This window comes from Rhizobium sp. BK312 (assembly GCF_014193605.1).
In the GTDB taxonomy this organism is placed as follows: domain Bacteria; phylum Pseudomonadota; class Alphaproteobacteria; order Rhizobiales; family Rhizobiaceae; genus Rhizobium.
In genome coordinates this window covers 221106-246228 of the sequence record NZ_JACHZP010000006.1, presented here as the reverse complement: position 1 = coordinate 246228, position 25123 = coordinate 221106, and the positions used below count along the sequence as shown (strand labels likewise).

Annotated in this window: 25 protein-coding genes; 8 read left to right on the top strand and 17 right to left on the bottom strand. The window is 60.4% G+C overall.

The window, feature by feature from the left end:
- Positions 1-434: 434 nt before the first annotated feature.
- The gene (locus FHT85_RS18665; RefSeq protein ID WP_210293736.1) at positions 435-1202 is read left to right on the top strand and encodes a MipA/OmpV family protein; all 768 of its coding nucleotides are present in this window, start codon (positions 435-437) and stop codon (positions 1200-1202) included.
- On the opposite strand, the gene FHT85_RS18660 is transcribed toward FHT85_RS18665, so the two are convergent.
- The 12 genes from FHT85_RS18660 to FHT85_RS18605 all read right to left on the bottom strand — a co-directional run bounded on the left by FHT85_RS18660 (position 1143) and on the right by FHT85_RS18605 (position 12294).
- On the bottom strand, positions 1143-2483 hold the full coding sequence (locus FHT85_RS18660) for an SAM-dependent methyltransferase (protein WP_112336282.1): 1341 nt from the start codon (positions 2481-2483) through the stop codon (positions 1143-1145). The genes FHT85_RS18665 and FHT85_RS18660 overlap by 60 nt on opposite strands.
- Positions 2480-2908 carry an EamA family transporter gene (locus tag FHT85_RS18655; protein WP_183774216.1) on the bottom strand — a complete coding sequence of 143 codons (429 nt, stop codon included), beginning with the start codon at positions 2906-2908 and terminating at the stop codon, positions 2480-2482. Before FHT85_RS18655 ends, FHT85_RS18660 begins: the two co-directional genes overlap by 4 nt.
- Positions 2908-4056: a GNAT family N-acetyltransferase gene (locus FHT85_RS18650; RefSeq protein ID WP_112412925.1), complete on the bottom strand. Its 1149-nt coding sequence runs from the start codon at positions 4054-4056 to the stop codon at positions 2908-2910. Before FHT85_RS18650 ends, FHT85_RS18655 begins: the two co-directional genes overlap by 1 nt.
- Positions 4037-4852 (bottom strand): alpha/beta hydrolase, encoded by an 816-nt coding sequence (locus FHT85_RS18645; RefSeq protein ID WP_112336280.1) that lies wholly within the window; start codon positions 4850-4852, stop codon positions 4037-4039. The genes FHT85_RS18650 and FHT85_RS18645 overlap by 20 nt, the downstream gene beginning before the upstream one ends.
- Positions 4842-5714 (bottom strand): fatty acid desaturase family protein, encoded by an 873-nt coding sequence (locus tag FHT85_RS18640; protein WP_112336279.1) that lies wholly within the window; start codon positions 5712-5714, stop codon positions 4842-4844. Before FHT85_RS18640 ends, FHT85_RS18645 begins: the two co-directional genes overlap by 11 nt.
- Positions 5711-6064: an EamA family transporter gene (locus FHT85_RS18635; RefSeq protein ID WP_015341516.1), complete on the bottom strand. Its 354-nt coding sequence runs from the start codon at positions 6062-6064 to the stop codon at positions 5711-5713. Before FHT85_RS18635 ends, FHT85_RS18640 begins: the two co-directional genes overlap by 4 nt.
- Positions 6061-7014 carry an arginase gene (locus tag FHT85_RS18630; protein WP_112399514.1) on the bottom strand — a complete coding sequence of 318 codons (954 nt, stop codon included), beginning with the start codon at positions 7012-7014 and terminating at the stop codon, positions 6061-6063. Before FHT85_RS18630 ends, FHT85_RS18635 begins: the two co-directional genes overlap by 4 nt.
- Positions 7015-7018: 4 nt before the next feature.
- A complete protein-coding gene (locus tag FHT85_RS18625) occupies positions 7019-8437 on the bottom strand; it encodes an aspartate aminotransferase family protein (protein WP_112412926.1) in 1419 nt (472 codons plus the stop codon).
- Positions 8438-8457: 20 nt separating this feature from the next.
- Entirely contained in the window at positions 8458-9141 is a 684-nt protein-coding gene (locus FHT85_RS18620; RefSeq protein WP_015341519.1) for an MtnX-like HAD-IB family phosphatase, read from the bottom strand.
- Positions 9142-9244: 103 nt separating this feature from the next.
- Positions 9245-10621: a sensor histidine kinase gene (locus FHT85_RS18615; RefSeq protein ID WP_112399517.1), complete on the bottom strand. Its 1377-nt coding sequence runs from the start codon at positions 10619-10621 to the stop codon at positions 9245-9247.
- Complete coding sequence (locus tag FHT85_RS18610; RefSeq protein WP_041678005.1) at positions 10618-11274, bottom strand: response regulator transcription factor; 657 nt, start codon at positions 11272-11274, stop codon at positions 10618-10620. Before FHT85_RS18610 ends, FHT85_RS18615 begins: the two co-directional genes overlap by 4 nt.
- Positions 11275-11436: 162 nt before the next feature.
- On the bottom strand, positions 11437-12294 hold the full coding sequence (locus FHT85_RS18605; RefSeq protein WP_112412927.1) for a LysR family transcriptional regulator: 858 nt from the start codon (positions 12292-12294) through the stop codon (positions 11437-11439).
- 103 nt (positions 12295-12397) lie between these two features.
- Here FHT85_RS18605 and FHT85_RS18600 point away from each other — a divergent pair, with 103 nt between their 5' ends.
- Entirely contained in the window at positions 12398-12826 is a 429-nt protein-coding gene (locus FHT85_RS18600) for a VOC family protein (protein ID WP_112336275.1), read from the top strand.
- A gap of 47 nt (positions 12827-12873) precedes the next feature.
- Here FHT85_RS18600 and FHT85_RS18595 read toward each other — a convergent pair whose 3' ends face one another.
- Complete coding sequence (locus tag FHT85_RS18595) at positions 12874-14355, bottom strand: PLP-dependent aminotransferase family protein (protein WP_246780023.1); 1482 nt, start codon at positions 14353-14355, stop codon at positions 12874-12876.
- A gap of 110 nt (positions 14356-14465) precedes the next feature.
- On the opposite strand from FHT85_RS18595, the gene FHT85_RS18590 reads away from it, so the two are divergent.
- The 4 genes from FHT85_RS18590 (at position 14466) to FHT85_RS18575 (ending at position 18047) form a co-directional block, all read left to right on the top strand.
- Positions 14466-15329, top strand: coding sequence for a DMT family transporter (locus FHT85_RS18590; protein ID WP_112412928.1), 864 nt, complete (start codon positions 14466-14468; stop codon positions 15327-15329).
- An 83-nt stretch (positions 15330-15412) separates the two neighbouring features.
- The gene (locus FHT85_RS18585) at positions 15413-15877 is read left to right on the top strand and encodes a DUF1348 family protein (RefSeq protein ID WP_112336273.1); all 465 of its coding nucleotides are present in this window, start codon (positions 15413-15415) and stop codon (positions 15875-15877) included.
- A gap of 1 nt (position 15878) precedes the next feature.
- Complete coding sequence (locus FHT85_RS18580) at positions 15879-16442, top strand: TetR/AcrR family transcriptional regulator (protein WP_112336272.1); 564 nt, start codon at positions 15879-15881, stop codon at positions 16440-16442.
- Between the two features lie 279 nt (positions 16443-16721).
- Positions 16722-18047 (top strand): glucoamylase family protein, encoded by a 1326-nt coding sequence (locus FHT85_RS18575; protein ID WP_112336271.1) that lies wholly within the window; start codon positions 16722-16724, stop codon positions 18045-18047.
- A 247-nt stretch (positions 18048-18294) separates the two neighbouring features.
- On the opposite strand, the gene FHT85_RS18570 is transcribed toward FHT85_RS18575, so the two are convergent.
- The 3 genes from FHT85_RS18570 to FHT85_RS18560 all read right to left on the bottom strand — a co-directional run bounded on the left by FHT85_RS18570 (position 18295) and on the right by FHT85_RS18560 (position 22223).
- Positions 18295-19284 carry an Ldh family oxidoreductase gene (locus FHT85_RS18570; protein WP_112412929.1) on the bottom strand — a complete coding sequence of 330 codons (990 nt, stop codon included), beginning with the start codon at positions 19282-19284 and terminating at the stop codon, positions 18295-18297.
- 79 nt (positions 19285-19363) lie between these two features.
- Positions 19364-20899 carry an aldehyde dehydrogenase family protein gene (locus FHT85_RS18565; protein WP_112412930.1) on the bottom strand — a complete coding sequence of 512 codons (1536 nt, stop codon included), beginning with the start codon at positions 20897-20899 and terminating at the stop codon, positions 19364-19366.
- Positions 20900-20939: 40 nt separating this feature from the next.
- Positions 20940-22223 (bottom strand): NAD(P)/FAD-dependent oxidoreductase, encoded by a 1284-nt coding sequence (locus FHT85_RS18560; RefSeq protein ID WP_112412931.1) that lies wholly within the window; start codon positions 22221-22223, stop codon positions 20940-20942.
- A gap of 208 nt (positions 22224-22431) precedes the next feature.
- Here FHT85_RS18560 and FHT85_RS18555 point away from each other — a divergent pair, with 208 nt between their 5' ends.
- Both FHT85_RS18555 and FHT85_RS18550 read left to right on the top strand, forming a co-directional pair.
- Positions 22432-22668 carry an Lrp/AsnC ligand binding domain-containing protein gene (locus FHT85_RS18555; protein ID WP_015341532.1) on the top strand — a complete coding sequence of 79 codons (237 nt, stop codon included), beginning with the start codon at positions 22432-22434 and terminating at the stop codon, positions 22666-22668.
- Positions 22669-23077: 409 nt separating this feature from the next.
- On the top strand, positions 23078-24280 hold the full coding sequence (locus FHT85_RS18550) for a glycosyltransferase family 4 protein (protein ID WP_112412932.1): 1203 nt from the start codon (positions 23078-23080) through the stop codon (positions 24278-24280).
- Here the strand turns inward: FHT85_RS18550 and FHT85_RS18545 are convergent.
- Entirely contained in the window at positions 24247-25101 is an 855-nt protein-coding gene (locus FHT85_RS18545) for a glycosyltransferase family 2 protein (RefSeq protein WP_112412933.1), read from the bottom strand. The two genes, FHT85_RS18550 and FHT85_RS18545, sit on opposite strands and share 34 nt — an antisense overlap.
- Positions 25102-25123 lie beyond the last annotated feature (22 nt).

Here is a 25123-nt window from a genome sequence, read left to right as displayed (position 1 = left end):
ATCGTTCGTCCACCATCGAAGCCTGATATTGGACAAAGCCTATCTAGGAACAAAACGCGCAGCTTCCAACCGATCAAAGCCGGAACGATATATTCGGCGGCGCATGCGCTTCAGGTTCGTGAAATAAAACCTCTCTATCTTGACGGGAATTGTCGCAGGCACCGCGGCAGCCACGACAGGATGTGGCCTGCTTCGCTTTCTGCCGAAGGATGGTCCATGGGGGCGTTAGCAATACAGAAGCGTTCAGGCTGGTGGTCAGGCGCCATGTCTGCCGTCAAACTTTCTACTGTTTTCCAAGCCGCGAGCTGTGCTACTAGAGCTGCAGGGGCGATCAGGCATCAGGTGTTTTCAGAGTGTTAAATGTTGGGACATCTTTTTCCGCCCGGCCGTCTGTGCTGGCCGGAACGGGGCTGCTGGCAGCGTTCATAGTCGGTATGTTCCCGGCCTCATCCAGAGCGGACGATACTCCTAAATCCTCAGCTGAGACCTGGGTCGTCACGCTTGGTGCGACGGTTGAATATGGCCCGAGCTATGAGGGATCGAAGCATTATACCTTCGGCGCCCTGCCCTCATTCGACATCCATCGTTTGGGTGAGGCGCAGGAATACAGCGCGCCTGACGATAATTTCGATTATCAGCTCTTCGATCTCGGCGGCGTCGAAATCGGCCCGGTTGTCGGACTGCGGGACGACCGCTTCGACATCAACGATCTGCACCTGCAAAGCCAGCGCAGGGTGCGCTGGAATTTCGATGCGGGCGGCTTCGCCCAATATTGGCTGATGGACAATCGGCTCCGGTTCCGCACGGAAATACGCCAGTCGCTTTGGGGCGGGGATGGACTGGTGGGCGATGTTGCCCTCGACTGGTTCCAGCCGCTCGGAGACAAATGGCTCCTGTCCGCCGGCCCTCGCCTGTCGATGGCAAATTCAGTCTATATGCGCACCAACTTCGGCATCTCGGAGAGTGAAGCTGCGAGACATGGCCATATCAATGCCTTCGATGCCGGTGCCGGCGTGAAATCGGTCGGCTTCACCGTGGCGGCGACCTATACGATCTCGCCGGAATGGAGCGTGCAGGTCTACGGGAAATATAACCGCCTGGTTGGCGATGCAGCCGACAGCCCGATCACCTCGCGCTTCGGCTCACCCGACCAGAACATCATTGGCTTCACGCTGAACAGAACCTTCAACGTCAAGTTTTGAAGCGCTCTTCGCTTCATTCTCGGCGATATAGTTGCGCGTCAGCGGAATGATGTCATTTCGCTTGGCGATCTGGATCTGGAAGACGACGAGATCCTCGTAGCGGAAGGCGGCCTCTGCCGTCGAAAGATAATATTCCCACATGCGGCAGAAGCGCTCGTCGTAGAGCTTGGCGGCGTCGTCCCAACGCGCCATGAAACGCTCCCGCCACGCCTCCAGCGTCTTGGCATAATGCAGCCGCAGCACCTCGACATCGGTGATGGCAAGGCCCGCCGCCTCGATCTCCGGCACAATCTCGGACAGCGCCGGAATATAGCCGCCGGGAAAGATGTATTTGTCGAGCCACGGCGTGGTGAAGCCGGGCGTCGCCGAACAGCCGATGGTGTGCAGCACCATGATGCCGTCGTCCTCGAGCAGTTCAGCGCATTTGCGGAAGAACGTACGATACGACGCCAGCCCGACATGCTCGAACATACCGACGGAAACGATCCTGTCGAAGCGGCCGGTCAGGCTGCGGTAGTCCCTCAGCGCGAACTGAACCTCTGCCGGCGTTCCGCCCGCCCTGTCGGCCACGCGTTTCGAGGCATACTCATGCTGTTCTTCCGACAGGGTCACGCCGAGCACGTAACCGCCCGGCGCATGTTCGGCCATATGCAGCGCGAGGCCGCCCCAGCCGCAGCCGATATCGAGGATGCTGTTGTTCGGCTTGATCAAAAGCTTGGCGGCGAGATGCCGCTTCTTGGCAATCTGCGCATCGTCAAGCGATTGATCTGCATGCTCGAAATAGGCGCAGGAATATTGCCGGTCCGGATCGAGGAAGAGCTCGTAGAGCCTACCGTCGAGATCGTAGTGATGCGCGACATTCGCTTTCGATCGCCCCGGTAGGTTGCGATGGCGGAAAATCCGCAGCTTCGTCCTGATATGATCGATGATGCGGGCAATGAGGGGGTGGGTGCTGTTCTGCCCTTCGCGCAGCATCATCGCCACGAAATCGTAGAGCGTACCCTGCTCCACGATGAAGCGGCCATCCATGAAGAGCTCGCCAAGCCGCTTATCGGCATCGATGAGGAGCGCCCATTCGGCGCGGTCGTCGGTGAAACGGACATGGACCGGCTTGCCGGTGCCGTCGCCAAAGGTCAGCACACGGCCGCTTGCCGTGGTCACGGTCAATGCGCCGCGCGTCACGATCGAAGACAGCGCGCGCTTCACGCACCAGTCTACGACGCCGGAGAAAAGGACATTGCTCTTACCCGTGGAGCGGTTTTCAGCTGGAGAACCGGTCATCTTCCATCCTTACCGGCGCTGCTGCGCAGCCCGTCATGCTTGACATGCCAATCGTCACGCTCTTCCGGCACCGCGTTGGCTCCGGCGATCAACCAGACGCCCAGGAGGATCAATCCGCTGCCGACCACCTGCAGGGCGACGACACGCTCGCCGAAGACGAACCAGCCTGTCGCGATGATCAGCACGTAGCTAATACCGGAAAGCGGGAAGGCGCGGCTGAGATCGAGTTCGGCAAGCACGTTCATCCAGATGAAGAAGGTCACGATCTCGACGGCGATGGCTGCCAATATCCAGTAGGAGGAGAGCGCTTGCCACAGCCAGCTTTCCGCGTCCCCAGCGTTCATCTGCTCGGCTCCGAGCTTGATGAAGAATTGGAACAGGGTATTCAGCACCGGTACGGCAAGCCACGAAAGACGCATCGGCATTACACATCCGCCTCATCTGTCGAGAACAGCGGCGATACCAGTCGCAACAGTCCCTGAAGGAAAGGATTGCGATGGCGGAAATACATCGCATTGGCCGTCAGCTTGCTGCCGAGCCGCACCTTGTTTTCATAATAGGCCTGACCGCTCTGGTACCGGCTTAATCCATTGTCGAGGCAATAGCGCAGATTGGTGAACCAGCTCAGGAAATAGAGATTGTAGGGCCGGCCCTTTTCGCCATCCATGCAGAAGAACTTGTCGATCGCCACGCGCTCGTTATGGACGATCAGATTGGCGGCCATGAGCTTGTCTTCGACAAAATAGAAGGCGCAGAACGAGCGGCCGCTCATCCGGTCGAGAATGCCCTGGAAATAGGCGGGCGTCAGTTCTTCGAACTGCCATTCGCTGCGATTGCGTGTGTCGTGATAGAGCGCCATGACCTCAGGCAGGAATCCGCCGAAATCCGTCCGGATCTCGACCCTGACCTGTTCAAAGGATTTTATCTTGCGGCGCATGTCCTTGCGCGTGCCGGACGAAAGCCTGGCGAGATATTCGTCGACAGTCTTGAAATCGATATCGAGCCAGGCCGTCGGAAGGCCGCCGATCGTGGCATAGCCGCGCGCGGCAAACAGCGCACCGAATTCGGCCGATGTCGGCTCCGGAATATCCTTAAGGCCGATCAGCCCGCAATGCTCGGCCGCGGCGACCTGCTCGAAAAAGGACAGCATCTCGGCCAGCAAAACACCGCGTCGCTCGCCATCGACGTCGGGATGAAAGCCGATCGCCCCCGTTTCCGTGCAGGGTGAACCCAGGCAGGCAAGGCGCAGCTTCAGGAACTTCGGAAAATAGCGCTGGACCTTGCGCATGGACCGGCGCAGGAAGCCTTCCTCCAGCGTGGTATCGAGGGCATAAAGGCAGAGAAAGGCCGGCATGGCTGCGCTGACCCGTCCGCCTTCCGTGACGGTGATGTAGCGCCATTCAAACCCCTCGAGACCGGCCTCCTCGATCGCCAGCAGGCAATCATAGTCCTCGACCTGACCCGGGAAACACGCATTCCAGGCATCGCGGCCGATGGCGCGGATGCTGACATGAACTTCGGCCACCGGATCGCCCATCGGCTGCGGCGGGACTTTAAGCAGCGGCTGCGACATGACGCGCCTCGAAGAAATCGGCCGTGAAATCGGCCACCTGACGATGCTGTCGGTCGACATGGATCATGTGGTAGCTGTCTGTGATCCATTTCAGCTCGTGCGGAGCGCCGATATGCTCGGAAATGTAACGGGCATGCTTCGGGCTGGCGAGATCGTCATCCTCGGCATGCAGGATCAACGTCGGCGTCTGCATCCGCGGCAACAGGCTGCGAAGAGCCTTGCCCAGCCGGTGCATCTCTACCAGACCTTTGCCCGGGAATTTTTCCAAAACGCCTTCGCTCGCCATGCCTTCGATCAGCCGACGCATGCGCTCGTCCTTTATCCCGAGCGAGGTCGTCTCGCTGAAGTTCAGCCGATCGAGGAACGGAACGCGCGACAGCCAGCCGATCTGGGAGGCCAGCAGCGGATAGTAGAATGGAACGTCCCAGCCGTCATAACTGAAGCAGGGAGAATAGATCGCCACCGCGCTGATGGTTTTCTTCTGCTGTTCGGCGGCCAGCATCGCCAGCTTGCCACCGACGCAGATGCCGGCCGCAAAGACTTCCTGCGTTCTGGATGCAAGAAATTCCGATGCGCTGACGACAGAGGCTAGCCAGTCTTCCCAACTCGTTCCGCGCAGGGTCTTCGCATCGACGCCATGGCCTGCGAGCAACGGCGCATAGATGCTGTAGCCCCTGCGGTTGAGGTGACGAGCCACCAGCTTCATTTCGGCCGGCGCTCCCGTCAGACCGTGAATCAGAAGAACGCCTTTGCCGTTTGAGCCTTCCATGAAGAAGCTCAATTCGTCAGCTTTCATGAGACAGCTCCGACTGCCGATTTTCCTTGGCCATAAAACCAAGAGCATGGCAGGTGCTGATCACATGCGTGCCATTCTTTTCCTGCTCGTCCTTGATCTGCTCATGCAGCGCCTGGAGTTTCGTCCAGTGGGTCCGCGGGCGATAATGGTGCTCCGCATGATAGCCGTTGCCGAACCAGAGCCAGTTGTAGAAGGATTTGTGGCTCGAAACGCCCCAGGCGATCGGCTCGTCCGGATCGCCGTTCAGATGTTCGTAGTAGCCGTTCAGCGACGACAGGCAATTGCCGATATAATAGAACGGCACGAAGAACAGCACCGCCTTCCAGTCGTAGACAAGCGCGAGTGCGGCAAGACCCAGGAAGAAATAGAGTTCGAACCGTCCCCAGGCCGCATCGAAGGGGCGGTTGCGGGCGATCGCCTTGTGGATGTCGCCGAGGCTGTCGCGGAAGAAGCTCAGAAACGTGTAGGACCAGACGTTTTCCGGCTGGCCGTCGCGGCCGTGGCGATAGATCGACAGCAGATCGATAGTGTCGCCTTTCTCATCCGGCCGGTCGCTGTTGCCGGAATGGTGGCGCATATGCACCCAATGATAATAGGTCTGCGAGAAACCGATCGCGACCGATTCCAGCAGGCTAAAGCCGTAGTTCATCCAGCGCGGCTTGAAATAGGGCGTATGGATGAAGTTGTGCGATATGCTGTTGATGTTCCAGGAGATGGAAACGGCATAAAGGCAGCCAAGAATGGCCGAAAGCCAAAGCGGCCGGCTTTCGAAGCCGACGATCAGATAGACATCGAAGGCGAGATGGGCGACAGCGGCCAGAACCGGTGCCAGATCCCATCGGGTGTGTGCAAAGATTTTCATAGTCCTGTAACTCCCACGCAAGCCACACCGGCGGTGACGAGGAACACGCCCGTCGCGTGGCGCAGGTTGATGTTTTCCTTGAAGATGACGGCGCCGGCCAGCACGATGACCACATAGCTCAGCGCCATCAGCGGGAAGGCGATGGTCAGGGGGACGCGCTCCAGAACGGCCGTCCAGGCGAAAAGCTCCACGGCCCAGAACAGAATGCCGAGCCAGGTGATCGGCTTGGCCAGCGCCGAAAGCAGGGCGCCTTCGCCGGCCGTTTGCTTAAAGCAAACTTCGCGGGCCGTCTCCGCGAGTATGCAGAATAGGATCAGTCCCAGCATGGGAAGTGTCAGGCTGCCAGTCATTCCATGTACTCCGCCAGCACCTCCAGCAGCGCATGATTGGCTGCGCTGTTGATGTTTCTCATCGTTTCGGCGCCCTGGCGCATACGCGGCTGATCGATGAAGATCTCCGCGCGCTTCATGAACTGCATCCGAAGACTGCCAGCATAACTCGGGGTCGAATAATCCCCGATGACATCGGCGCCGATGATGCGGTGACGGCTGCCGATTTCGCTGATGAGGGAGAGGAGATAGGGCAGCCGCATGCGGCCCTGATCCCAATTGGTAACGGCATCGTCGGCGGCCAGCACGTCCTTGTCGATCGTCACATAGACCGCCTCGGTGCGAATACGGCTGAGCATGTGATCGATGAAATTTTCCTCGCCGATTTCGGCGATCGACTTCCAGTGCAGCGCCCCCCCTTCCTGGCGGTAGCTGGCGCCATTACCGTAATCGGCCAGGACGCGGCTCGGCGGATGTTCGTAAGGGTAGAGTTCCAGCTTGCCGTCGCCGAGCCAGTGCAGATTGGCCCCCTTGCGCTCCGGGCTGCGAAGATCATGGCTGCAGACGCCGATCGTGATGACCTTCTGGATGCTGGGATTGGCAAGTGCGCTGTTGACCCAGGAGCCGCAGTGCAGTCCGCCGTCGAACTTGACCCAATCCGGATGATTGTCGAAATGGATCAGCGTGGCCGCGCTGGACTGCCGCTCGAGCGCGTCGTCGAGCAGCAAGGCGGTGATATGATGGAAATCACCGGAGCCCATGAAGCACAATTGCGGCGTCTTGCCCGTCGCAGGCCTGTTCTTGACGATCTCGCGGCTGAGATCGTCAAGGGCACCCTGCTTGCTCCACAGCCGAACCTGCTGGCCGGCATTCTTGCCGAAGTACTGGTACGCGCCTGCGAATTTGCACGCGCGTACGAAGTCGGGCTGCAACTCCAAAGCATCATCGAGATGAAGAAGCAGCAGTTGCACCGTCTTATCTCCGGGCCGCGCGCGTCAGAAGCTGATCGAGAAGCGCAAGCGCCAGATCGATCTCTTCGCGGGTGATGAGCAGGTTCGGAGCAAACGTGATGACGTTCTTGTGGTAGCCGCCGACGTCAAGCACGAGGCCATAGGTCCTGCCGCCGACTTGAAGGTCGCCCTTCATGCCTTCGTCGCACATCCAGTCCAACGTCGCCTTGTCCGGCGTGTAGCTGTCGTCCTTGCAGATTTCCATGCGCAGGGCGAGACCGAGACCATCGACCTCGCCGACGGTGGCGTGGCGCTTCTGCAGCTGCTTCAGCCCGTCGAGGAAATGTGCGCCCTTTTCCATGATCGCAGCGCCGAAATCCTGCTCCTCCAGCATCTTCATCGTTTCGAGCGCAACGGCAGTCCCCATCGGGTTGCTGGCGAAGGTCGAATGCGTGGAGCCGGGCGGGAAGATCTCCGGATTGATCATCTCTTCGCGAGCCCAGACACCGGAAAGCGGGTTGAGGCCGTTGGTGATCGCCTTGCCGAAGATCAGCGCATCCGGCGAAACGCCGAAATGCTCGATCGACCAGAGCTTGCCCGTGCGGTAGACGCCCATCTGGATTTCGTCGACGACGAGCAGGATGCCGTGATCATCGAGCACCTTCTTCAGTTCGACGAAGAAGTTCATCGGCGGAATGACATAGCCTCCCGTGCCCTGGATCGGCTCGATATAGAAGGCCGCATATTCGGACTTGCCGGCCTTCGGGTCCCAGACGCCGTTATATTCGCTCTCGAACAACCGGGCGAACTTCTGGACGCAGTAATGGCCGTATTCTTCCTTCGACATGCCCTTCGGGCCGCGGAAGTAATAGGGGAATTCAACGAATTGGGCGCGATCGCCGAAATGGCCGTAGCGGCGGCGATAGCGATAGCTCGAGGTGATCGCCGAAGCGCCGAGCGTGCGGCCGTGATAGCCGCCCTCGAAGGCGAACATCAAGCTCTTGCCGCCGGTGTAATTGCGCACGAGCTTCAGTGAATCCTCGACTGCCTGCGAGCCGCCGACGTTGAAATGGACGCGGCCCTTGTGACCGAACTTGCGTTCCGCATCCTGGGCGATCATCGCCGCAAGCTCCACCTTTTCGCGGTGCAGATATTGCGAGGCGACCTGCGGGAGACGGTCGAGCTGGCGGTGCGCGGCCTCGTTCAGGCGCTCGTTGCGATAGCCGAAATTGACGGCGGAATACCACATCTGCAGATCGAGGAACGGCGTCCCGGTCCGATCGTAGACATAGGAGCCTTCGCATTCTTCGAAGAATTTCGGCTTGTCCATATAGTGAACCGTGTCGCCATGGGAGCAATAGATCTCCTCAAGCGAGCGCAATTCCTCTTCGGAGCGGACGGACTCGGTCTCACCGCTGAAGGCTTCGGCTACATTCGTTTTCATTCAATGCCTCTCGGTCTGTTTTACGCTGTCTTGAAATGCGGCAGCGTACGGGAGCGTCGCTCGACGCTCGGGAGAACGGCTTCCATCTTTGGAAGCAGGTCGGAAAAATCTGCGAAACCGACATACGGAATGCCGTTTTCCTCGCAGTAATCGACAAGCTTGGCCTTGGCGAAAACGAGGTCGACCTTGTCGGAAACGCAGAAGTCGCTTCGCCCGTCGCCGATGTAGACCTGAAGGTCATTGCTATCGACGACGCGGCATTTGCAGACACCGGCGCCGGATACGCAGCCGGTTGCCGTAAACGGCGGAAACAGCGAATAGGACTCGCGGCCCTGAGAAACGCTGCAGGTCAGCACATTGGCGACGATCGGCAGGCCCTCGATGCCATGACGCGCCAGGATGCGCCGGATAAAATAATCCACACCATCGCTGACGATCGTTACAGGCAATTCGCCGCGACGGCAGAAGGACAGGAAAGCCTCGAAGCCGGGATCGATCGCCAGCGTATCGAGAAACCGGTCGAGCTCGCCTCTATTTGCTTCGATGAGAGCGATCTGCCGGCGCATGCATTCGCCGGAGCCGATCTGCCCCTGCTTCCACAACTGCTCGATATCTTCCCACTCGGAACCGGCGAAACGGGTTAGCACCATATCCGTCGCGTCTTCGATGGATATGGTTCCATCAAAATCGCAAAACACCTGCATGAAATACCCCTTCGCCTTATCTTAAGTTGCGTCTAACAACCTCAGATGAGCCGGGCATGAGCGGAAAATGATGCGAAAATGAAAAACGACGAGGCCGTGAGTTTTAGCTGAGCGGCAATCTCAAATCGACCTGGAGACCGCTACCCAGACGGGACGAAGAGAGATCGACGGTTGCCGAAAGGCGGTCCGCAGTATCCGCGACGATGGCAAGCCCAAGTCCAGCCCCTTCGGTATGCAGCGTATGGAGGCGGTAGAAGCGCTGGAACACCGCTTCCCTTTCATGCGGCGGAATGCCGGGGCCGCTGTCGCTGATCGAAATGCAGGCAGAGCCATCCTCCGAGGCGATAGAAACTTTGATTTCCCCTCCCGCAGGCGTGTATTTGATCGCATTGTCGAGCAGATTGGTAACGAGCATGCGCAGCAGCGCCTCATCGGTTCTGACCTGGATCGCCTCATCGCCTTCCAGCACGACGTCGAGCTCGCGGCTGGTAATGATATTGCCGAGCTCGGCAATGAGCGACGCCATCCAGTGATAAAGCTCGATCGACGTGAGATTAAGGGGATGGTGACTGACCCTGGCGAGCCGCAGCAGCTGTTCGATAAGATGAATGGTGCGGTTGTTGCTGGCCACGAGATCGGAAACGATCGCCTGCCGCTCCTGATCACTGTCGCTGTTTTCGAGCATCCGCAAAAGCAGCTTCACGCTCGCCTGGGGCGTACGCAGCTGATGCGCAGCAAGATCGGAGAAGCGTCGCTCCAGCGTCAGCGACTGGCCGAGCTTTTCCAGCAGCTGGTTGATCGACCGACCAAGCGGCAACAGATCGCGCGGCAGCTCTTCAACGGGGATAGCCGAGAGATCATCCGGCGATCGCGTGCGGATCTGCCGCACCAGCCCATGAATCGTGCGCAGGCCGCTATTGATGCCGAGCCAGATGAGAAAGCCGATGACCGGCACCAGCATCAGCAGCGGAAAAAACAGATTGAGGAGAATGTTGGAGACGAGCGTTTCGCGAAGCGCAATCTTTTCGCCGAGTTCGATCACAATGGTCGTGTTCGGGATCGGCAGCGAATAGACACGCCATTCGTCGCCGCCATAGGTCAGCGTGGTAAAACCCACCTTCTGCTGCGGGACGTCGGAGAGAAAGGCGGTGCTGCTATAGAAGCGGATATTGCCGTCGACCCAGGCGCGGAACATATGCGCATCGGCATAGTCATCAGCGTCTTCGTTGAAAGCCAGCTGATTGTCCATGTTGAAGTCGATATCGTCGATCTGCTTGGCGCCATGGTCCGGATTCTTCTCCAGCGGCCGGCGCAGCAGGCTCCAGATCACGTTCGCATCGTCGATGAGCTGGGCATCGTAGATATTGTTGATTTCCCGCGTTGCGCTGTTGAAGGCGAAGGCGGCGATCACGACGATCGTCACCACGACGACCGGCGCGATGCGCAGAAACAGCTTGCGGGTAAGCGTGGAATTGTTCATCGCTCGATCATGTAGCCGACGCCGCGGATCGACTTGATGAAATCGGTGCCGAGCTTCTTGCGCAGATTGTAGATCGTCACTTCGATCGTATTGCTCTCGACGGTGTTTTCCGCGTCATAGAGCGCATATTCAATATCGTTCTTCGTCACGTATCGGCCGCTGCGCTCCATGAGCAGCTTCAGCAGATGAAATTCTTTCGCCGTGGTATGGACCTGCACATTGTCCTTGCGAGCCACCATGGCCGAGGGGTCGACCTCCACGTCGCCGCAGCGGATGACGCTTTCGGTCCGCCCGTCACGCCGGCGGATGAGCGCGCGCAGCCGCGCCAGCAGCTCGTCGAGATCGAACGGCTTGACCAGATAGTCGTCGGCGCCCTCATCCAGACCCTCGACCTTCTGGCGCACGGAATCCATCGCCGTCAGCAGCAGCACGGGAACGGAATTTCCCCGCTGCCGGATGCGCCGCAGCACCTCCATGCCGCTTAGCTGCGGCAGATTGATATCGAGCACGATCGCCGCAAAATGCGAATGCGCCGCCGCTTCGAGGCCGGATTCGCCGTCGCGCATCCAGTCGACGCCATAAGCGTGCTTTTCCAGCGCCTTCTTCAGCGACGAGCCCAGGATATTGTCGTCTTCAACAAGCAGAACGCGCACGACCGACCTCACGTAGCGGTGTATTCCAAAGCGGATGTGAGCCGCAATTGGAGCGACCATGTGGCAAAGCTATGACGGATATTTTCCGCCTGGCAAGAGTTTCAGGAAAAGACGGCACTCCTGCAGGTGGCTCGGAGGAACGGTTTTGCGCCGAATATGGCCTCATTGCTGCGTCGCCATCAGGCATTCCGCAAGACAGATTGCAGCTGGCGTGCTCTCCTGCGGCTGCAATATCCCTATCTCGCGATAAAACCCCAGTTCGGATAAGGGCACCATGCGGATCGGCGCCACCGGAGGAGGGCTGCCGTCGACAACAGGCAGAAGCGCCACCCCGAGCCCATGCCCGACCAATGCGGCAATCCCGGCGATGTCGTCCACCTCCACCGATTCACGCGGAACGATCGAATGCGACCGCAGGAAGCGGTCGACCTGCCGCCCTCCGAAAGAGCTGCGATCGTAGCGGATGAAGGGCTGCTCGCGCAGCAGCGTCCGCCAATCATCGCCCTGCAGCTTTTCGGGAACCGCAAGCACGTAGGGCTCGCGCACCAGGGGCCGCCAGATGAGATTCTTGGGCAAGCCGAAGGGTGGTTCGATGAGCACGGCAAGATCGAGTTCGCCGGCATCGAGCAGGTCGAGCAAATGCAGAGAGACCCCTGGGACAACGCGGAGATGATGATTTACGAATCGCAGACGGAAGGGGCCGAGAGCGCGGGCAAGCAACGCCGATTGAACGGAAGCAATGGCGCCGACGCGCAGCTCGCCGCCCGAAGCCTCGTCGACGGGATCGGCGATGTGCTCGAACATCGCGATAATGCTCTTGGCGCGCTCGAGCGTTCTAAGCCCGGCAGCATTCAGTGTCGCGGAGCGGCCCGTTCGCTCGAACAGTTTAATGCCAAGCCTTTCCTCAAGCCGCTTCATCTGTCCGCTGACGGCGGCCTGCGTCAGGCCAATCCGATCCCCCGCCGCAGCAAACGTTCCAAAGCGGGCGATAGCCACAAGAGTTTGAAGTTCCGCAATCATGATTCATAAATTTTCCTGTATCTCAACATCACAATATACCATTTTTCATAGAGAAAAATGTATCTTATTCATGGCTGCATCACTTCGCTTCTTGGAGACGATCATGAGCGCAGCACCACTCCATCCCTTCCACCTCGCATTTCCGGTCAATGATCTCGCTGCGGCGAGAACCTTCTATGGCGGCCTTCTCGGTTGCCCCGAAGGTCGCAGTTCGCCTGATTGGATCGATTTCAACTTTTACGGCCATCAGATTGTCGCCCATCTGGCGCCGGGTGAAACGACCGACGTGGCAGCCAATGCCGTCGATGGCCATGGCGTTCCGGTACGCCATTTCGGCGTCGTTCTGTCGATGGAGGAATGGGAGGCAGCCGCCGAGAAGCTGACGAAAGCCAACATCGAATTCGTCATCAAGCCTTATATCCGCTTCCGGGGCGAGCCGGGAGAACAGGCGACCATGTTCTTCAAGGATCCGAGCGGCAATGCCATCGAGATGAAGGCTTTCGCCGACATCAACAGTCTCTTCGCCAAATAGGGATCAAGCCGGCGACAGGAGCGGCCGCCACGGTGGAAACCCGCCGGTCAGGAAATGCTCGTGTCGCCGGTAAACCTCTGGGCTGCCGTAAGGCCGCTCGCAGCGGCATCCTTGCGTATCGCCCGCAGCTTTCGCATGGACGCTTCCAGCACGTCGAAGATCCGGGGATCGACCGATTGTGCAACGTTGAACCGCATAAAACGGCCCGCCGTCTCCGACAGGCTGAAAACATTTCCGGGCGCGAGGATGACCCCTTCCGCGAGGCAAGCACGGGCAAGATCGGCGGCATCAAGCCCTTCCGGAAGCCTGCACCAGAGAAACATGCCCGCATGCGGCTTGAGCCACGGGACGATACCGATCGCTTCCAGCCGGGCCGCAACCTCATCCATCGCCTTTGCAAGCCGGACCCGCAGCGCCTCGACATGCTTGCGATAACTTCCATCCTTCAGCGCGAGATAGACGAGCTCGGCCGACAATTGTCCGCAGCTGAAGCTGCTGGCGACCTTGAGATCGACGAGATCGTCGATCCACTCGGGCTTCGCGGCGATGAAGCCGCAGCGAATGGAGGCCGAAAGCGTTTTCGAGAAACTGCCGATATGGATCACCCGGTCCAATCCGTCATAGGCGGCCAGACGCGGCGCCGGCACCTGCTCGAAATCAGCGAAAATATCATCCTCGATGATGATGAGCCCGGAAGCATCCGCCAGCTTCAGCAGCCGATGCGCCGTGACGGGGGAAAGCGCCGCACCGGTCGGATTGTGAATGGCGGAATTGGTAATGTAGAGCCGCGGCTTGTACCGTTCGAGCACCTGGCCGAACAGCTCGACATCCGCCCCAGTCGGTGTGAAAGGCACGGAAACGACTTTGGCGCGATGCGCGCGCAGCAGGGCATGGAAATTGAAGTAGCAGGGATCGTCGACCACGACGGTATCGCCGGGTTCCAGCAGGAAGCGGCAGAGAAGATCGATCGCCTGCGTGCCCGATTCCGTTAGCATGATCTGATCCGGGGGCACGTTGATTCCATGTTCGCCCAGGCGCCGGGCCAGCAGCTGCCGCAATGGCGGCAGGCCGAGCGGTGTCCCGTAGTTCGCAAGCACTCCGATATCGCCGCGCGCCAGCGTTCGCATCGCCTTGCGCAGGGCCGCCTGCGGCAGCCATGAAGGCGGCAGCCAGCCGCAGCCCGGTTTCAGCGCGTCGTCACCGACTTCGAGCGATTGCCGCGAGATCCACAGCGGATCGACATTGCGCCCCGATTTCGCTCCTGTTTCGGAGAGCGATAGGGGTGGCAGCGGCCCGCAGACATAGAAGCCAGATCCCGGCCGCGAGCGGATCACACCCTCGGCCGCAAGCCGTTCATAGGCCTCCACAACGGTCGAAACCGACACCCGCATCGTCTTGGCAAAACTGCGCACGGAGGGAAGCCGAGCACCGGGTACAAGGCTGCGCGCAGCGATGCGCTCTGATATCGCCGCCATCACGCCTTCGATCCGGGTCGTGCCGGCAACGCCGGTCATCGAGAGATTATCCATCCGTACTGCACCTTCAACCATAACAGTTCGCACAGATTGTACTGTACCGTCTCTGGTTCGGCCAGACAAATACGCCGATACCCGCGAATATCACGAAAGGAGCATGCGCCATGGACAAGACGACGACGGGATGGATCTACGGTTTGACGGGAGTGGTGATCTTCAGCGGCTCTCTGCCGGCGACGCGGGTGGCCGTGATGGATTTTGACCCTCTGTTCCTGACCGTTGCCCGAGCCGTAATCGCCGGCCTTCTGGGTCTTGGCCTGTTGCTCGCTTTTCGTGAGAAGCGCCCGGCTCGCGGCGACATCGTCTCGCTGACGATCGTCGCCCTCGGCTGCGTCGTCGGCTTTCCGCTCTTGACGGCACTGGCGCTGAAGCACGTCACCTCAGCCCATTCGATCGTCTTCATCGGCCTGCTGCCGCTAGCGACCGCGATTTTCGGCGTGCTGCGCGGCGGCGAGCGGCCGCGCCCGGCCTTTTGGATATTCTCCCTCCTCGGCAGTGCGCTGGTCTGCAGCTACGCGCTGGCGCAGGGCGTATCGGCCTCGCCGGTCGGCGATCTCCTGATGCTTGCAGCCGTGATCGTCTGTGGCCTTGGCTATGCAGAGGGTGCCGTGCTCTCGCGTCGGCTTGGTGGCTGGCAGGTGATCTGCTGGGCGCTGGTCCTTTCCCTGCCCGTCACCATCACGCTCTGCTTCATGACCATGCCGCACAGCATTGACGGCATCAGCGGTCCTGCCTGGCTCGGCCTGATCTATGTTTCGCTTTTCAGCATGCTGATCGGCTTCATCTTCTGGTATCGCGGGCTCGCCCAGGGCGGCATAGCCGCCGTCGGCCAGCTGCAGTTCCTCCAGCCCTTCTTCGGCTTCGCGCTCGCCGCAGCTCTCCTCAAGGAAAGTGTCAGTTGGTCGATGCTCATCGTGACCCTCGCCGTTGTCGCCTGCGTCGCCGGAGCGCGAAAATTCGCCCACTGAGTCCATCATCCGGCAAATCACGGCACTTGATCTTCTAAACCGATCGGTCTATCAACGACAAATCGGTTTAGAAGGAGCACATCATGCCGACGCCTCTCGTCCCGCCTTTCACCCGCGAAACCGCAATCGCCAAGGTCCGCATGGCAGAGGATGGCTGGAACAGCCGCGATCCGGAGCGTGTCTCCAAAGTCTACACGGAGGACAGCCAGTGGCGGAACCGTGCCGAATTCCCGCGCGGCCGCAAGGAAATCGTCGAATTCCTGACGCGCAAATGGGCACGCGAACTGGACTATCGGCTGATCAAGGAACTTTGGGCCTTCGAGGGCAATCGCATCGCCGTGCGCTTTGCCTATGAATGGCATGACGATAGCGGCCATTGGTTCCGTTCCTACGGCAACGAGAACTGGGAGTTCGATGCCGAAGGCCTGATGCAGCGCCGTTTCGCCTCCATCAACGACATGCCCATCAGGGAAGAGGACCGGAAATTCCACTGGCCGCTCGGCCGCCGGCCGGACGATCATCCGGGCCTCTCCGACCTCGGCCTTTGAGATGGTGCGCAGCGTCTTCGAAAAATCCGATGCCATTGCCCTCGTTGCCGAAGTCTTTCGCGAGCTCGGCTACGAGGGCGCGTCGATGAGCGAAATCACCGCCCGTACCAAACTGTCCAAGGGCAGCCTCTATCACTTCTTTCCGGGCGGCAAGGAACAGATGGCCGCCGAGGTCATGGCCAATATCGACGCATGGTTCGTCACGGAAATGTTCAGGCCGCTCGAAGAGGAAGAGCCGCGTGCCGCCATCGCCCGCATGTGGGAGACAACGGATAGCTATTTCCGCTCCGGCCACCGCGTCTGCCTGATCGGCGCCTTTGCGCTGGACGAAACACGCGACCGCTTTTCCACCGCCATCCGAGGCTACTTTCATCATTGGATCGAGGCGCTTTGTGGCGCTTTGCTCAGGGGCGGCGTGCCGGGTGCCGAGGCGAAAATGCTCGCCGAAGAGGCCGTCATCGGCATTCAGGGCGCGTTGACGCTTGCCAGAGCCCTTGAAGATGAGACGGTGTTTGGCAGAACCTTGGCGCGGCTGAAGCACAGGCTGGAAACTGCCCTCGGCTAAAGCCATTTCATCGACGCGAATCACTGAACTATCGATGCTTCGCCCTTGCCGAATGCGCTCGTACCATTAGCTATTCCTCCACTTTTTCTAGCGATCTCCGCGAAAATCGCCTGGAAAGGGCATCTCCAGCCTCTCGATGTTGGGGATGACTGCCTCAACAACCCACTGATATTAAAGAATCCTCCACAAAAGTATGTCATCGTTAATCATCTTTGATTTGCAACTATCCAAGCTCCCATGTTCAGCAGGGAATGGGAGCATCGAGGAGATGGATAGAAGATGCTGCAGCAGGTAAACGAAACCGACGACGCGCTGATCGACCAATTGCAACGCTCGGCGTTCGACTATTTCATGCTCTATACCAATCCGGAAAACGGACTGGTGGCGGATACGTCGATCAAGACGAGCCATTGCAGCATTGCCGCCGTCGGCTTCGCGTTATCGAGTTATCCGGTCGCCGTCGAGCGCGGCTGGATCAGCCGCGCCGATGCCGCAAAACGGGTATTGGCCGCCCTCGATTTCTTTGCCGACAGCCAGCAGGGCACCGAACGCGGCGCCACCGGCCATCGCGGTTTCTATTATCACTTCCTTTACATGGAAACCGGCAAGCGCGCCTGGAACAGCGAGCTTTCGACCATCGATACCGGCCTGCTGCTGCTCGGCGTCTTGACAGCCGCCGCCTATTTCACCGGAAACAGCCAGGTCGAGCGCGATCTCCGCAAGCAGGCGAAATTTCTCTATGAGCGTTGCGACTGGCATTGGGCCTTGAACAAGGGCCAGACCATCAGCATGGGCTGGAAACCGGCCAGCGGCTTCCTGCGCTGGCGTTATCAGGGCTATGACGAGGCGATTTTCCTCTATTTGCTGGCGCTCGCCTCGCCGACGCATGCGATCCCATCCTCCAGCTACGACGCCTTTGCCTCGACCTATACGTGGATGATGTTCAAGGACGCGCCCTTTCTCTATGCTGGGCCGCTGTTCATCCACCTCTTCTCGCATGCCTGGATCGATTTCCGTGACATCCGCGACAAGCACGTCGCCGACAAGGACACGGATTACTTCCGCAATACGCAGGCGGCAATTGCGGTGCAGCGCGATTACACCGAGCGCAATCCCGGCCATTTCGTCGGCTATACGAAGGATATCTGGGGCCTTTCCGCCTGTGACGGCCCGAACCCGACTGGCACCAAACATAGCCTGCGCTATGCCCCGAAAGTCTTCGGCTATGCCGCCCGCGGCGCGCCGCTGGGTCCTGATGACGGCACCATCGCCCCATGGGGACCGCTGTCCTGCCTGCCGTTCGACCGCGAAGCGGCGCTCGATGGCACGCGGGCGCTGCTTTCGACCTATCCCAACCTGCTGCTCGACGGCCGCTTCCCCGGCGGCTTCAATCCGAGCGTGAAAGGACCCGGCCCGGAAGGATGGGTGGACGACCGCTCGGTGGCGATCGACCAGGGGCTGCTGGTCATGATGATCGAAAACGCCCGCACCGGCATGATCTGGGACCTGATGCGGCAATCTCCGATCCTCCGCACCGGCCTCGAACGCGCCGGCTTCACCGGCGGCTGGCTGGACGAGAAGAACGCAAAGCCTGCCATCGCTTGATCTGCCGATCGCGGTGGCCATCAAATGTCTCTGTCAACACAGCCAATGCCTGTCTGGCCCTTCACCCTAGCCCTCTCCCCGCAGGCGGGGCGAGGGGACGATAGAGCCAACCAACTGCCTCTCATCCGTGCAGCGTCTTGTTTTGCGCGATAACCCCCTCTCCCCGCCTGCGGGGAGAGGGCTGGGGTGAGGGACCGTGTCTGAGTGCACGACAAAGACATACTCACCCGACCATCATCCCAGCCCCTCAAAGCCTCTTTATCGCGGCAATCACTTCGTCCTCGACATCGATACCCTCGCTTAGCGCAAGACGCCGTGAGCTTTGCCCGCGCCGGCCGGGCAGGCGGACGTTCGGATCGCGGGTGATTTCGCCTGCCAGCAAGGCCAGCCGTTGTGCCGTATCCACGGCACTCGTCGCCTCCGGATTGATGGCAATGATTGTGTGCCCGAGTGCCGGCGGAGCGCCTTTGTCGTCGAAGAGCGAGGAAGCCTCGAAGGCGTAGTTGGCGCCGGTCAGGCCGGCCGCCAGAATTTCGACCATGAAGGCAAGGGCCGCACCCTTGACATCGCCGGCCGGGACCATCGTCCCGGCCAGAGCCTCTTCGGCATCCGTGGTCGGCCTGCCCTCGCGATCGAAAGCCCAGTCCGCGGGGATCGAAGCGCCCTGCTGCCGCGCCGCCATCACCTTTCCGCGCGCCACCTTGGACAGCGCGAGGTCGATGACAATAGGCTCGCCGCCGGGAAGCGGTGCAGCGAAAGCGATCGGGTTGGTACCAAAAACAGGCGTCTTGCCGCCCCAGGGCGCCATAGAGGCCGGCGCATTGGCGACCATCAGCGCCACCAGCCCTTGATCGGCAAAACGCTCGACCGTCAGGCCCATGACGCCGGCGTGATGCGAACGGCTGACGGCGGCAAGCGCGATACCCTGCTCCCGGGCGACAGCCGGAAGCTCGGCAACGGCAAGGTCGAGCGCAGGATAGGCATAGCCGTTGCCGGCATCGATGCGCAGCACCGCCGGAGAAGGCCGGCTGAGCTGCGGCTGAGCGAAGCCATCGACCTTACCAACCTTGGCCTGTCCGGCATAGGCGGGCACGCGCCGCAACCCATGACCACCCTGCCCGGCGGCCTCCGCCGCGACGAGCGCGACCGCCACCGAGCGGGCATTCGCATCACTCACCTTGTTTCGCCGCAGAGCCGCCACAACAAGCGTTTCGGCTTCGGCGAGCGACAGGTGCATGAGACAAGTCCTGAACAAGATGAGGGGGTAAGGACCTTCTACGCCCTCATCCGCCTCGTCGCAACGCAGCAAAGTGCCATTACGCCACGTCGAACTTGACGCCCTGCGCCAGCGGCAGCGTGCGGCCGTAATTAATCGTGTTGGTCGCCCGGCGCATATAGGCCTTCCAGGCATCGGATCCGGATTCGCGGCCGCCGCCGGTTTCCTTCTCGCCGCCGAATGCGCCGCCGATCTCGGCGCCTGAGGGACCGAGATTGACGTTGGCAATGCCGCAATCAGAACCGCGCGCGGACACAAACGTCTCGGCCTCGCGCATGTCATTGGTGAAGATGGAGGAGGACAGACCCTGCGGCACGGCATTATGCAGCGCCAGCGCTTTATCGAAATCGCTGTATTTCATCACATAGAGAATCGGCGCGAAGGTTTCCTGCTCGACGGGGCCGATCTGCTCCGGCATTTCGACGAGAGCCGGGCGGACATAGAAGGCATCGGCTGAACCGTTTTCGACGCGTTCGCCGCCGGTGACCTTTCCGCCGGCCGCCTTCGCATCGGCCAGCGCTGCCTGCATGCCGTCGAAGGCCTGCTTATCGATCAGCGGACCGACGAGAGTACCGGGCTCAAGGGGATTGCCTATCGTCACAGAACCATAGGCCTTCTGTAGGCGCGGAACGAGCTGGTCATAGATGCTGTCATGAACGAAGAGGCGGCGCAGCGTCGTGCAACGCTGGCCGGCCGTACCCATCGCGGAAAAGGCAACGCCACGCAGGGTGAGATCGAGATCGGCCGTCGGGCAGACGATAGCTGCGTTGTTGCCGCCAAGCTCGAGGATGGCGCGGGCGAAACGGCCGGCAAGACGCGGGCCGACCGCCCGACCCATCGCCGTCGAACCGGTCGCCGAGATCAGCGGCACCTGCGGATGATCGACCAAAAGCTCACCGAGCTCGCGGCCGCCGATCAGCAACGTCGACAGATTGGCCGGCGCCTCGCCGCCCTCGGCGACATAGCGCTTCAGTGCCTTTTCAAACAGAGCCTGTACGGCAAGCGCCGTCAGCGGCGTCTTTTCCGACGGTTTCCAGATAGTGGAATTGCCGCAGACGATGGCAAGCGCCGCATTCCATGACCAGACGGCGACGGGGAAATTGAAGGCCGAGATGATGCCGATCGCGCCAAGCGGATGCCAGCTTTCCATCATCCGGTGCTCGGAGCGCTCGGTGGCGATGGTGAGGCCATAAAGCTGACGCGAGAGTCCCACAGCGAAGTCGCAGATATCGATCATCTCCTGCACCTCGCCAAGACCTTCGGAAGTGATCTTGCCCACTTCGATCGAAACGAGTCGGCCAAGGGCGGCTTTGCCGGCGCGCAGCTCTTCGCCGAGTAAACGGATCAGCTCGCCGCGCTTCGGCGCCGGCACATTACGCCAGGACAGAAACGCCGCGTGCGCCGCCGCGATTGCCGCCTTCGCCTCACCGGCCGAATGCTCCTTCAGCCGGCCGATTTCAGCGCCGGTCACAGGAGAGGTGACGGCAAGCGTTCCGCCGATGTAGCGATCGGCCGATACGCCGAGCTCCGTCAATATAACCTTGGTTTCGGCGGCAAGATCTGATGTCGCGGTCATCTTGTTTCCCCTTCCCGTAATGTTGGTTCTCGGGATTGCCTCAGACTCTGGCGCCGACGAAATGCGCGGCCTGGGCGCCCGCCTCGTACCACATTTCCTTTACCGCCCTGAAGCTCGGCTCGACGATATCGGTCACCGGCAGCGGCAGATCGGCCTCGGAAATCTGCCCGAGAATATGGCTGGCAAGCACCTTGCCGAACACCGTGCCCGGCGCGATGCCGCGGCCATTATAGCCGGAGAAGCCGACGACATTCTGATCCAGCTTGTGGAAACGGGGCAGCGCATTGTCGGTCATGCCGATCTTGCCATACCATTCGCATTCGAACGGAATGTCGCCGAGCTGCGGAAAGAGCTTTTTGATCGACCGCCGAGCCCAGTTCTTGTGAATGGCAAGACCGGTGTTGCGCAGCGCACCGACGCTGCCGAAAACGAGCCGGCCGGCCTGATCCATGCGGAAGGACGAGAGCACTTCTTTCGTATCCCAAGCCCCCTCGCGCCCGGGCAGCACGGATTTGCGCAAGTTGTCGCCGAGGGGGACGGTGGCGAAATTGAAATAGGGCAGATGCACCTGTTCGTTCCGCACCATTTCCCAGGGACCGGTGCTATAGGCATCCGTCGCGACGACGATCCAGTCAGTGCTGACCTTGCCGCCATCGGTCGAGACCACCCATTTCGCACCACTTCTTTCCGTTGATGTCACGCGGCTGCCGGTGTGAATGGTAACGCCGGCTTTGACCACGGCATGGGCAAGGCCGCGCGCATAGGCAAGCGGCTGCAGCGTGCCGGCGCGCATGTCGAGCAGTGCCCCCGCATAGGCCGAACTGCCGACGCGGCGCTCCGTCTCCCGCGCATCCAGCACGGTGACCGGCGCACCGCGCTTTCCCCATTGCCGGGCGCGCTCCTCGATTTCCTTCAAACCCTCCGACCCGACCGCGCAATGCAGCGTACCGTTGCGCTCAAGCTCGCAGGCGATGCCGTGCTTGTCGATCAGCTCCATGACCAGCTTCGGCCCATTGCCGAGCAGATCGAGCAGCCGCTCGCCGTGAACGGCACCGAGTTCGCCCGGCAAATCGTCCGGCATCACCCACATGCCGGCATTGATGAGGCCGACATTGCGCCCCGCCCCGCCAAAGCCGATTTCATTGGCTTCCAGCAGCACGACACTGGTGCCGGCTTCCGCCAGATGAAGCGCCGTCGAAAGACCGGTATAGCCGCCGCCGACCACCACGACATCGGCGGAGACATCGCCGGAAAGTGGCTTCGTTGATGGCGGAAGCGGGGCGGTCTTTTCCCAAAGACCGTGGGAGCGCGGGTCATTCAGCATGAAATCGGTCCAATCGAGAGAGCTAATGGCACCAATCTAGCGCCATGCTCGAAATTGCGGAAGCGGCAAGAGCGACATCCGATGGACATGGCATGATGCCAAAAAATCATCGGCTCTGGAGAAAAACTTGCATGGCGGCGGCGCTTTCGATCATGATAGAGAAAAAGCCGATCGCCATCGCGGTCGCAGGCAGAAGCAGGACATTCTCATGAAGCCCATTTTCGTTCAGCTCCAATGCGCCCCCGGCAAGACCTACGAGGTCGCCGACGCCATCTACCAGACGGAGCTGGTTTCGGAACTGTATTCCACCAGCGGCGACTACGACCTTCTGATGAAGGTCTACATTGCCGAAGAGCAGGATATAGGCAAATTCATCAACGACCACATCGCCAATATCCCCGGCATCGTCCGCTCGCTGACGACGCTAACCTTCCGAGCGTTTTGAGAGATCCGGATTTCGGGTCGCAATACATCGTCTCATTGGAAATTGCCCCTCACCCCAGCCCTCTCCCCGTTTTGACGGGGAGAGGGAGTTCATGGAGTTTTGTGGGCGAAACAAAAGGCACGCAGCAAACACCGAAGCAGTCCCCTCTCCCCGCAATGCGGGGAGAGGGCTGGGGTGAGGGGCCGGGCACACTGGTCCGGCATTGTCATATTCATCTGACAATCTTGACCTTTCTGCCGCCTAACGCCTCGCTATTAACCCTCTTGCCCGAAACCGCCCGGCTTTCCGCCGGCGATTAAACCCTTTTTAACCGACCCGATGATCTGCTTTGCCGACTGATCAACGGGCGGCGCTCTGCAGCGCCGGATTGCCCGCCGGGTGGCGCGGCATGGAGGTCGAGGGTAGATCGATGACATCTGCTGTTGCGGATATTCAGGCAAACAAGCACGCCGGGCCGCTGCTCGTGCATGTCGTGCGCCAGTTCCTGCCGAACAAGGGCGGCCTGGAAGACGTCGTTGCCAACCTCTGCCGCCAGCTGGTTTCCCGCGGCTATCGCGTGCGCGTCGTCACCTGCAACAGCCTGTTTTCCGATCCCGGCCGCCACCTGCCGGAAAGCGAAACGATCGACGGTATCGAAATCGTCCGCATTCCCTGGTCCGGCTCCAGCCGCTATCCGCTGGCACCCAAGGTCTTCCGCCATCTGGCCGATGCCGACCTCATTCATGTCCATGCCATTGATTTCTTCTTCGATGCACTGGCATGGGGCAAGCTCCTGCATGGGCGCCCCATGGTCGCGACCACGCATGGCGGCTTCTTCCACACGCAGAAATATGCAGCCATCAAGAAGGTCTGGTTCAATACCGCAACGCGGCTGTCCGCGCTCGGCTATGCCTCTCTCATCTGTTGCAGCCAGTCCGACGCGCGCCTTTTTTCCCAGATCGCCGACAGCCGCGTGCACTTGATCGAAAACGGCGCCGACGTCAGCAAGTTTTCAAATTGCGCTGCGCTGGAAGCGCGCCGCCGCGTCGTCACCATCGGCCGTTTCTCGATCAACAAGCGGCTCGATCATCTTCTCGACGTCATGAAGGTGCTGGCGGCCCGCCATGACGACTGGCACCTCGATATTGTCGGCGCCGAGTCTGATCTCGACCGTGCTACCATGGAAAAGGAAATTGCCGCCCGCAATCTGGCGCGCAATGTCGCTCTGCATGTGTCGATCGACGAAGGCTCGATCCGCAACATCATCGCCCGCGCCTCGCTCTTCGCTTCAGCTTCAGAATATGAAGGCTTCGGCCTGGTGGCGATCGAGGCGATGAGCGCCGGATTGCTGCCAGTACTCAACGTCAACGAGGCCTATAAGGCGATGGCCGAAACCCATCCAGCCCTCATGATCGCAGATTTCGCGGATCCCGAAGCGGCCGCCGATGCGCTGACCGAAGCCTTCGAGCGCCTCGAGGCCGACGATCTGAGCCTGCGGCAGGAATTGCTGCAGGACGCCCGCGCCTATGCCTGGAATGAAGTCGCCCAACGCTACATGGATGTCTATGCCGAGACGCTGACGCCGAGAGGCAAATCGCCTCAGCTTCTGCGCCAGCGTGGCCAGGCCGCGTAACCTTCCAGAATGCCCATCAGCCAGGCGCGCTTGTAGCGTGCCGCATCGACGTTGAAACGCGCCAGCGCCGCCAGCCAGCCGGCGACCGGACGAAACAGCCGGTAGCCGACATAATACAGCGGAAACGCCTGCTTGCGCATCAGAGCGCCGAAGCCGCGCCCATATTTGCGGGCTCGCTCAACCTGCCGTGGCCCATACTCGCTGGTGACTTGATCGTGGTGGACGATGAGCTCGGGAAAGAACATCGCTTGCCTGCCGGCGGTAAGCGCGCGCAGCAGGAAATCCGCCTCCTCGCCGCTCTGGAACGGCGATTCCGAACCGACGCCGAGATTCTCGTCGAAGCCGCCGATATCAGCCAATGCGGCGCGGCGCACGAAGATCCCATTGGAATTGCCGCACTTCAGGTAGTTCCAGCGCGTCAGCGCTAGCCGCGTCTCGCCCGTTGGGCTGACGGAAGCAAGCCCCTCGGCATCGAGCGTGCGGCCAGTGACGATCGCAAGCTCGGGATGCACCGAAAACAGCGCCGCGGCCATCGAAAGCGTATCGGCCTCGTACCAGCAGTCATCGTCGGGAAAACAGACGTAATCGCCCTCCGCGACCGCCATGCCGTTGTTGCGCGCCCGCGAAAGTCCTTTCGGCGAACGGATATGACGAATCGTGAAGGAAGAGGAGAAGCTGTCGATCAGCGCCCGCAGCCGGTCGTCGGCATTCTGATCGACGACGATGACCTCGAAATCCTTATGACTCTGCCCCACCAGCGAATGGAACAACCGCTCCAGCTGATCGAACCGATCGATCGTACAGACGATGAGGCTGAACAATGAAACCCTCCGCACAAGCCGT

What these genes read in the sequence shown, in the direction of transcription:
- FHT85_RS18665 (WP_210293736.1), top strand. Translation starts at nt 435, where the DNA reads ATGTTCCCGGCCTCATCCAGAGCGGACGATACTCCTAAATCCTCAGCT.
- FHT85_RS18660 (WP_112336282.1), bottom strand. Translation starts at nt 2,483, where the DNA reads ATGACCGGTTCTCCAGCTGAAAACCGCTCCACGGGTAAGAGCAATGTC.
- FHT85_RS18655 (WP_183774216.1), bottom strand. Translation starts at nt 2,908, where the DNA reads ATGCCGATGCGTCTTTCGTGGCTTGCCGTACCGGTGCTGAATACCCTG.
- FHT85_RS18650 (WP_112412925.1), bottom strand. Translation starts at nt 4,056, where the DNA reads ATGTCGCAGCCGCTGCTTAAAGTCCCGCCGCAGCCGATGGGCGATCCG.
- FHT85_RS18645 (WP_112336280.1), bottom strand. Translation starts at nt 4,852, where the DNA reads ATGAAAGCTGACGAATTGAGCTTCTTCATGGAAGGCTCAAACGGCAAA.
- FHT85_RS18640 (WP_112336279.1), bottom strand. Translation starts at nt 5,714, where the DNA reads ATGAAAATCTTTGCACACACCCGATGGGATCTGGCACCGGTTCTGGCC.
- FHT85_RS18635 (WP_015341516.1), bottom strand. Translation starts at nt 6,064, where the DNA reads ATGACTGGCAGCCTGACACTTCCCATGCTGGGACTGATCCTATTCTGC.
- FHT85_RS18625 (WP_112412926.1), bottom strand. Translation starts at nt 8,437, where the DNA reads ATGAAAACGAATGTAGCCGAAGCCTTCAGCGGTGAGACCGAGTCCGTC.
- FHT85_RS18620 (WP_015341519.1), bottom strand. Translation starts at nt 9,141, where the DNA reads ATGCAGGTGTTTTGCGATTTTGATGGAACCATATCCATCGAAGACGCG.
- FHT85_RS18615 (WP_112399517.1), bottom strand. Translation starts at nt 10,621, where the DNA reads ATGAACAATTCCACGCTTACCCGCAAGCTGTTTCTGCGCATCGCGCCG.
- FHT85_RS18605 (WP_112412927.1), bottom strand. Translation starts at nt 12,294, where the DNA reads ATGATTGCGGAACTTCAAACTCTTGTGGCTATCGCCCGCTTTGGAACG.
- FHT85_RS18600 (WP_112336275.1), top strand. Translation starts at nt 12,398, where the DNA reads ATGAGCGCAGCACCACTCCATCCCTTCCACCTCGCATTTCCGGTCAAT.
- FHT85_RS18595 (WP_246780023.1), bottom strand. Translation starts at nt 14,355, where the DNA reads ATGGATAATCTCTCGATGACCGGCGTTGCCGGCACGACCCGGATCGAA.
- FHT85_RS18590 (WP_112412928.1), top strand. Translation starts at nt 14,466, where the DNA reads ATGGACAAGACGACGACGGGATGGATCTACGGTTTGACGGGAGTGGTG.
- FHT85_RS18585 (WP_112336273.1), top strand. Translation starts at nt 15,413, where the DNA reads ATGCCGACGCCTCTCGTCCCGCCTTTCACCCGCGAAACCGCAATCGCC.
- FHT85_RS18580 (WP_112336272.1), top strand. Translation starts at nt 15,879, where the DNA reads ATGGTGCGCAGCGTCTTCGAAAAATCCGATGCCATTGCCCTCGTTGCC.
- FHT85_RS18575 (WP_112336271.1), top strand. Translation starts at nt 16,722, where the DNA reads ATGCTGCAGCAGGTAAACGAAACCGACGACGCGCTGATCGACCAATTG.
- FHT85_RS18570 (WP_112412929.1), bottom strand. Translation starts at nt 19,284, where the DNA reads ATGCACCTGTCGCTCGCCGAAGCCGAAACGCTTGTTGTGGCGGCTCTG.
- FHT85_RS18565 (WP_112412930.1), bottom strand. Translation starts at nt 20,899, where the DNA reads ATGACCGCGACATCAGATCTTGCCGCCGAAACCAAGGTTATATTGACG.
- FHT85_RS18560 (WP_112412931.1), bottom strand. Translation starts at nt 22,223, where the DNA reads ATGCTGAATGACCCGCGCTCCCACGGTCTTTGGGAAAAGACCGCCCCG.
- FHT85_RS18555 (WP_015341532.1), top strand. Translation starts at nt 22,432, where the DNA reads ATGAAGCCCATTTTCGTTCAGCTCCAATGCGCCCCCGGCAAGACCTAC.
- FHT85_RS18550 (WP_112412932.1), top strand. Translation starts at nt 23,078, where the DNA reads ATGACATCTGCTGTTGCGGATATTCAGGCAAACAAGCACGCCGGGCCG.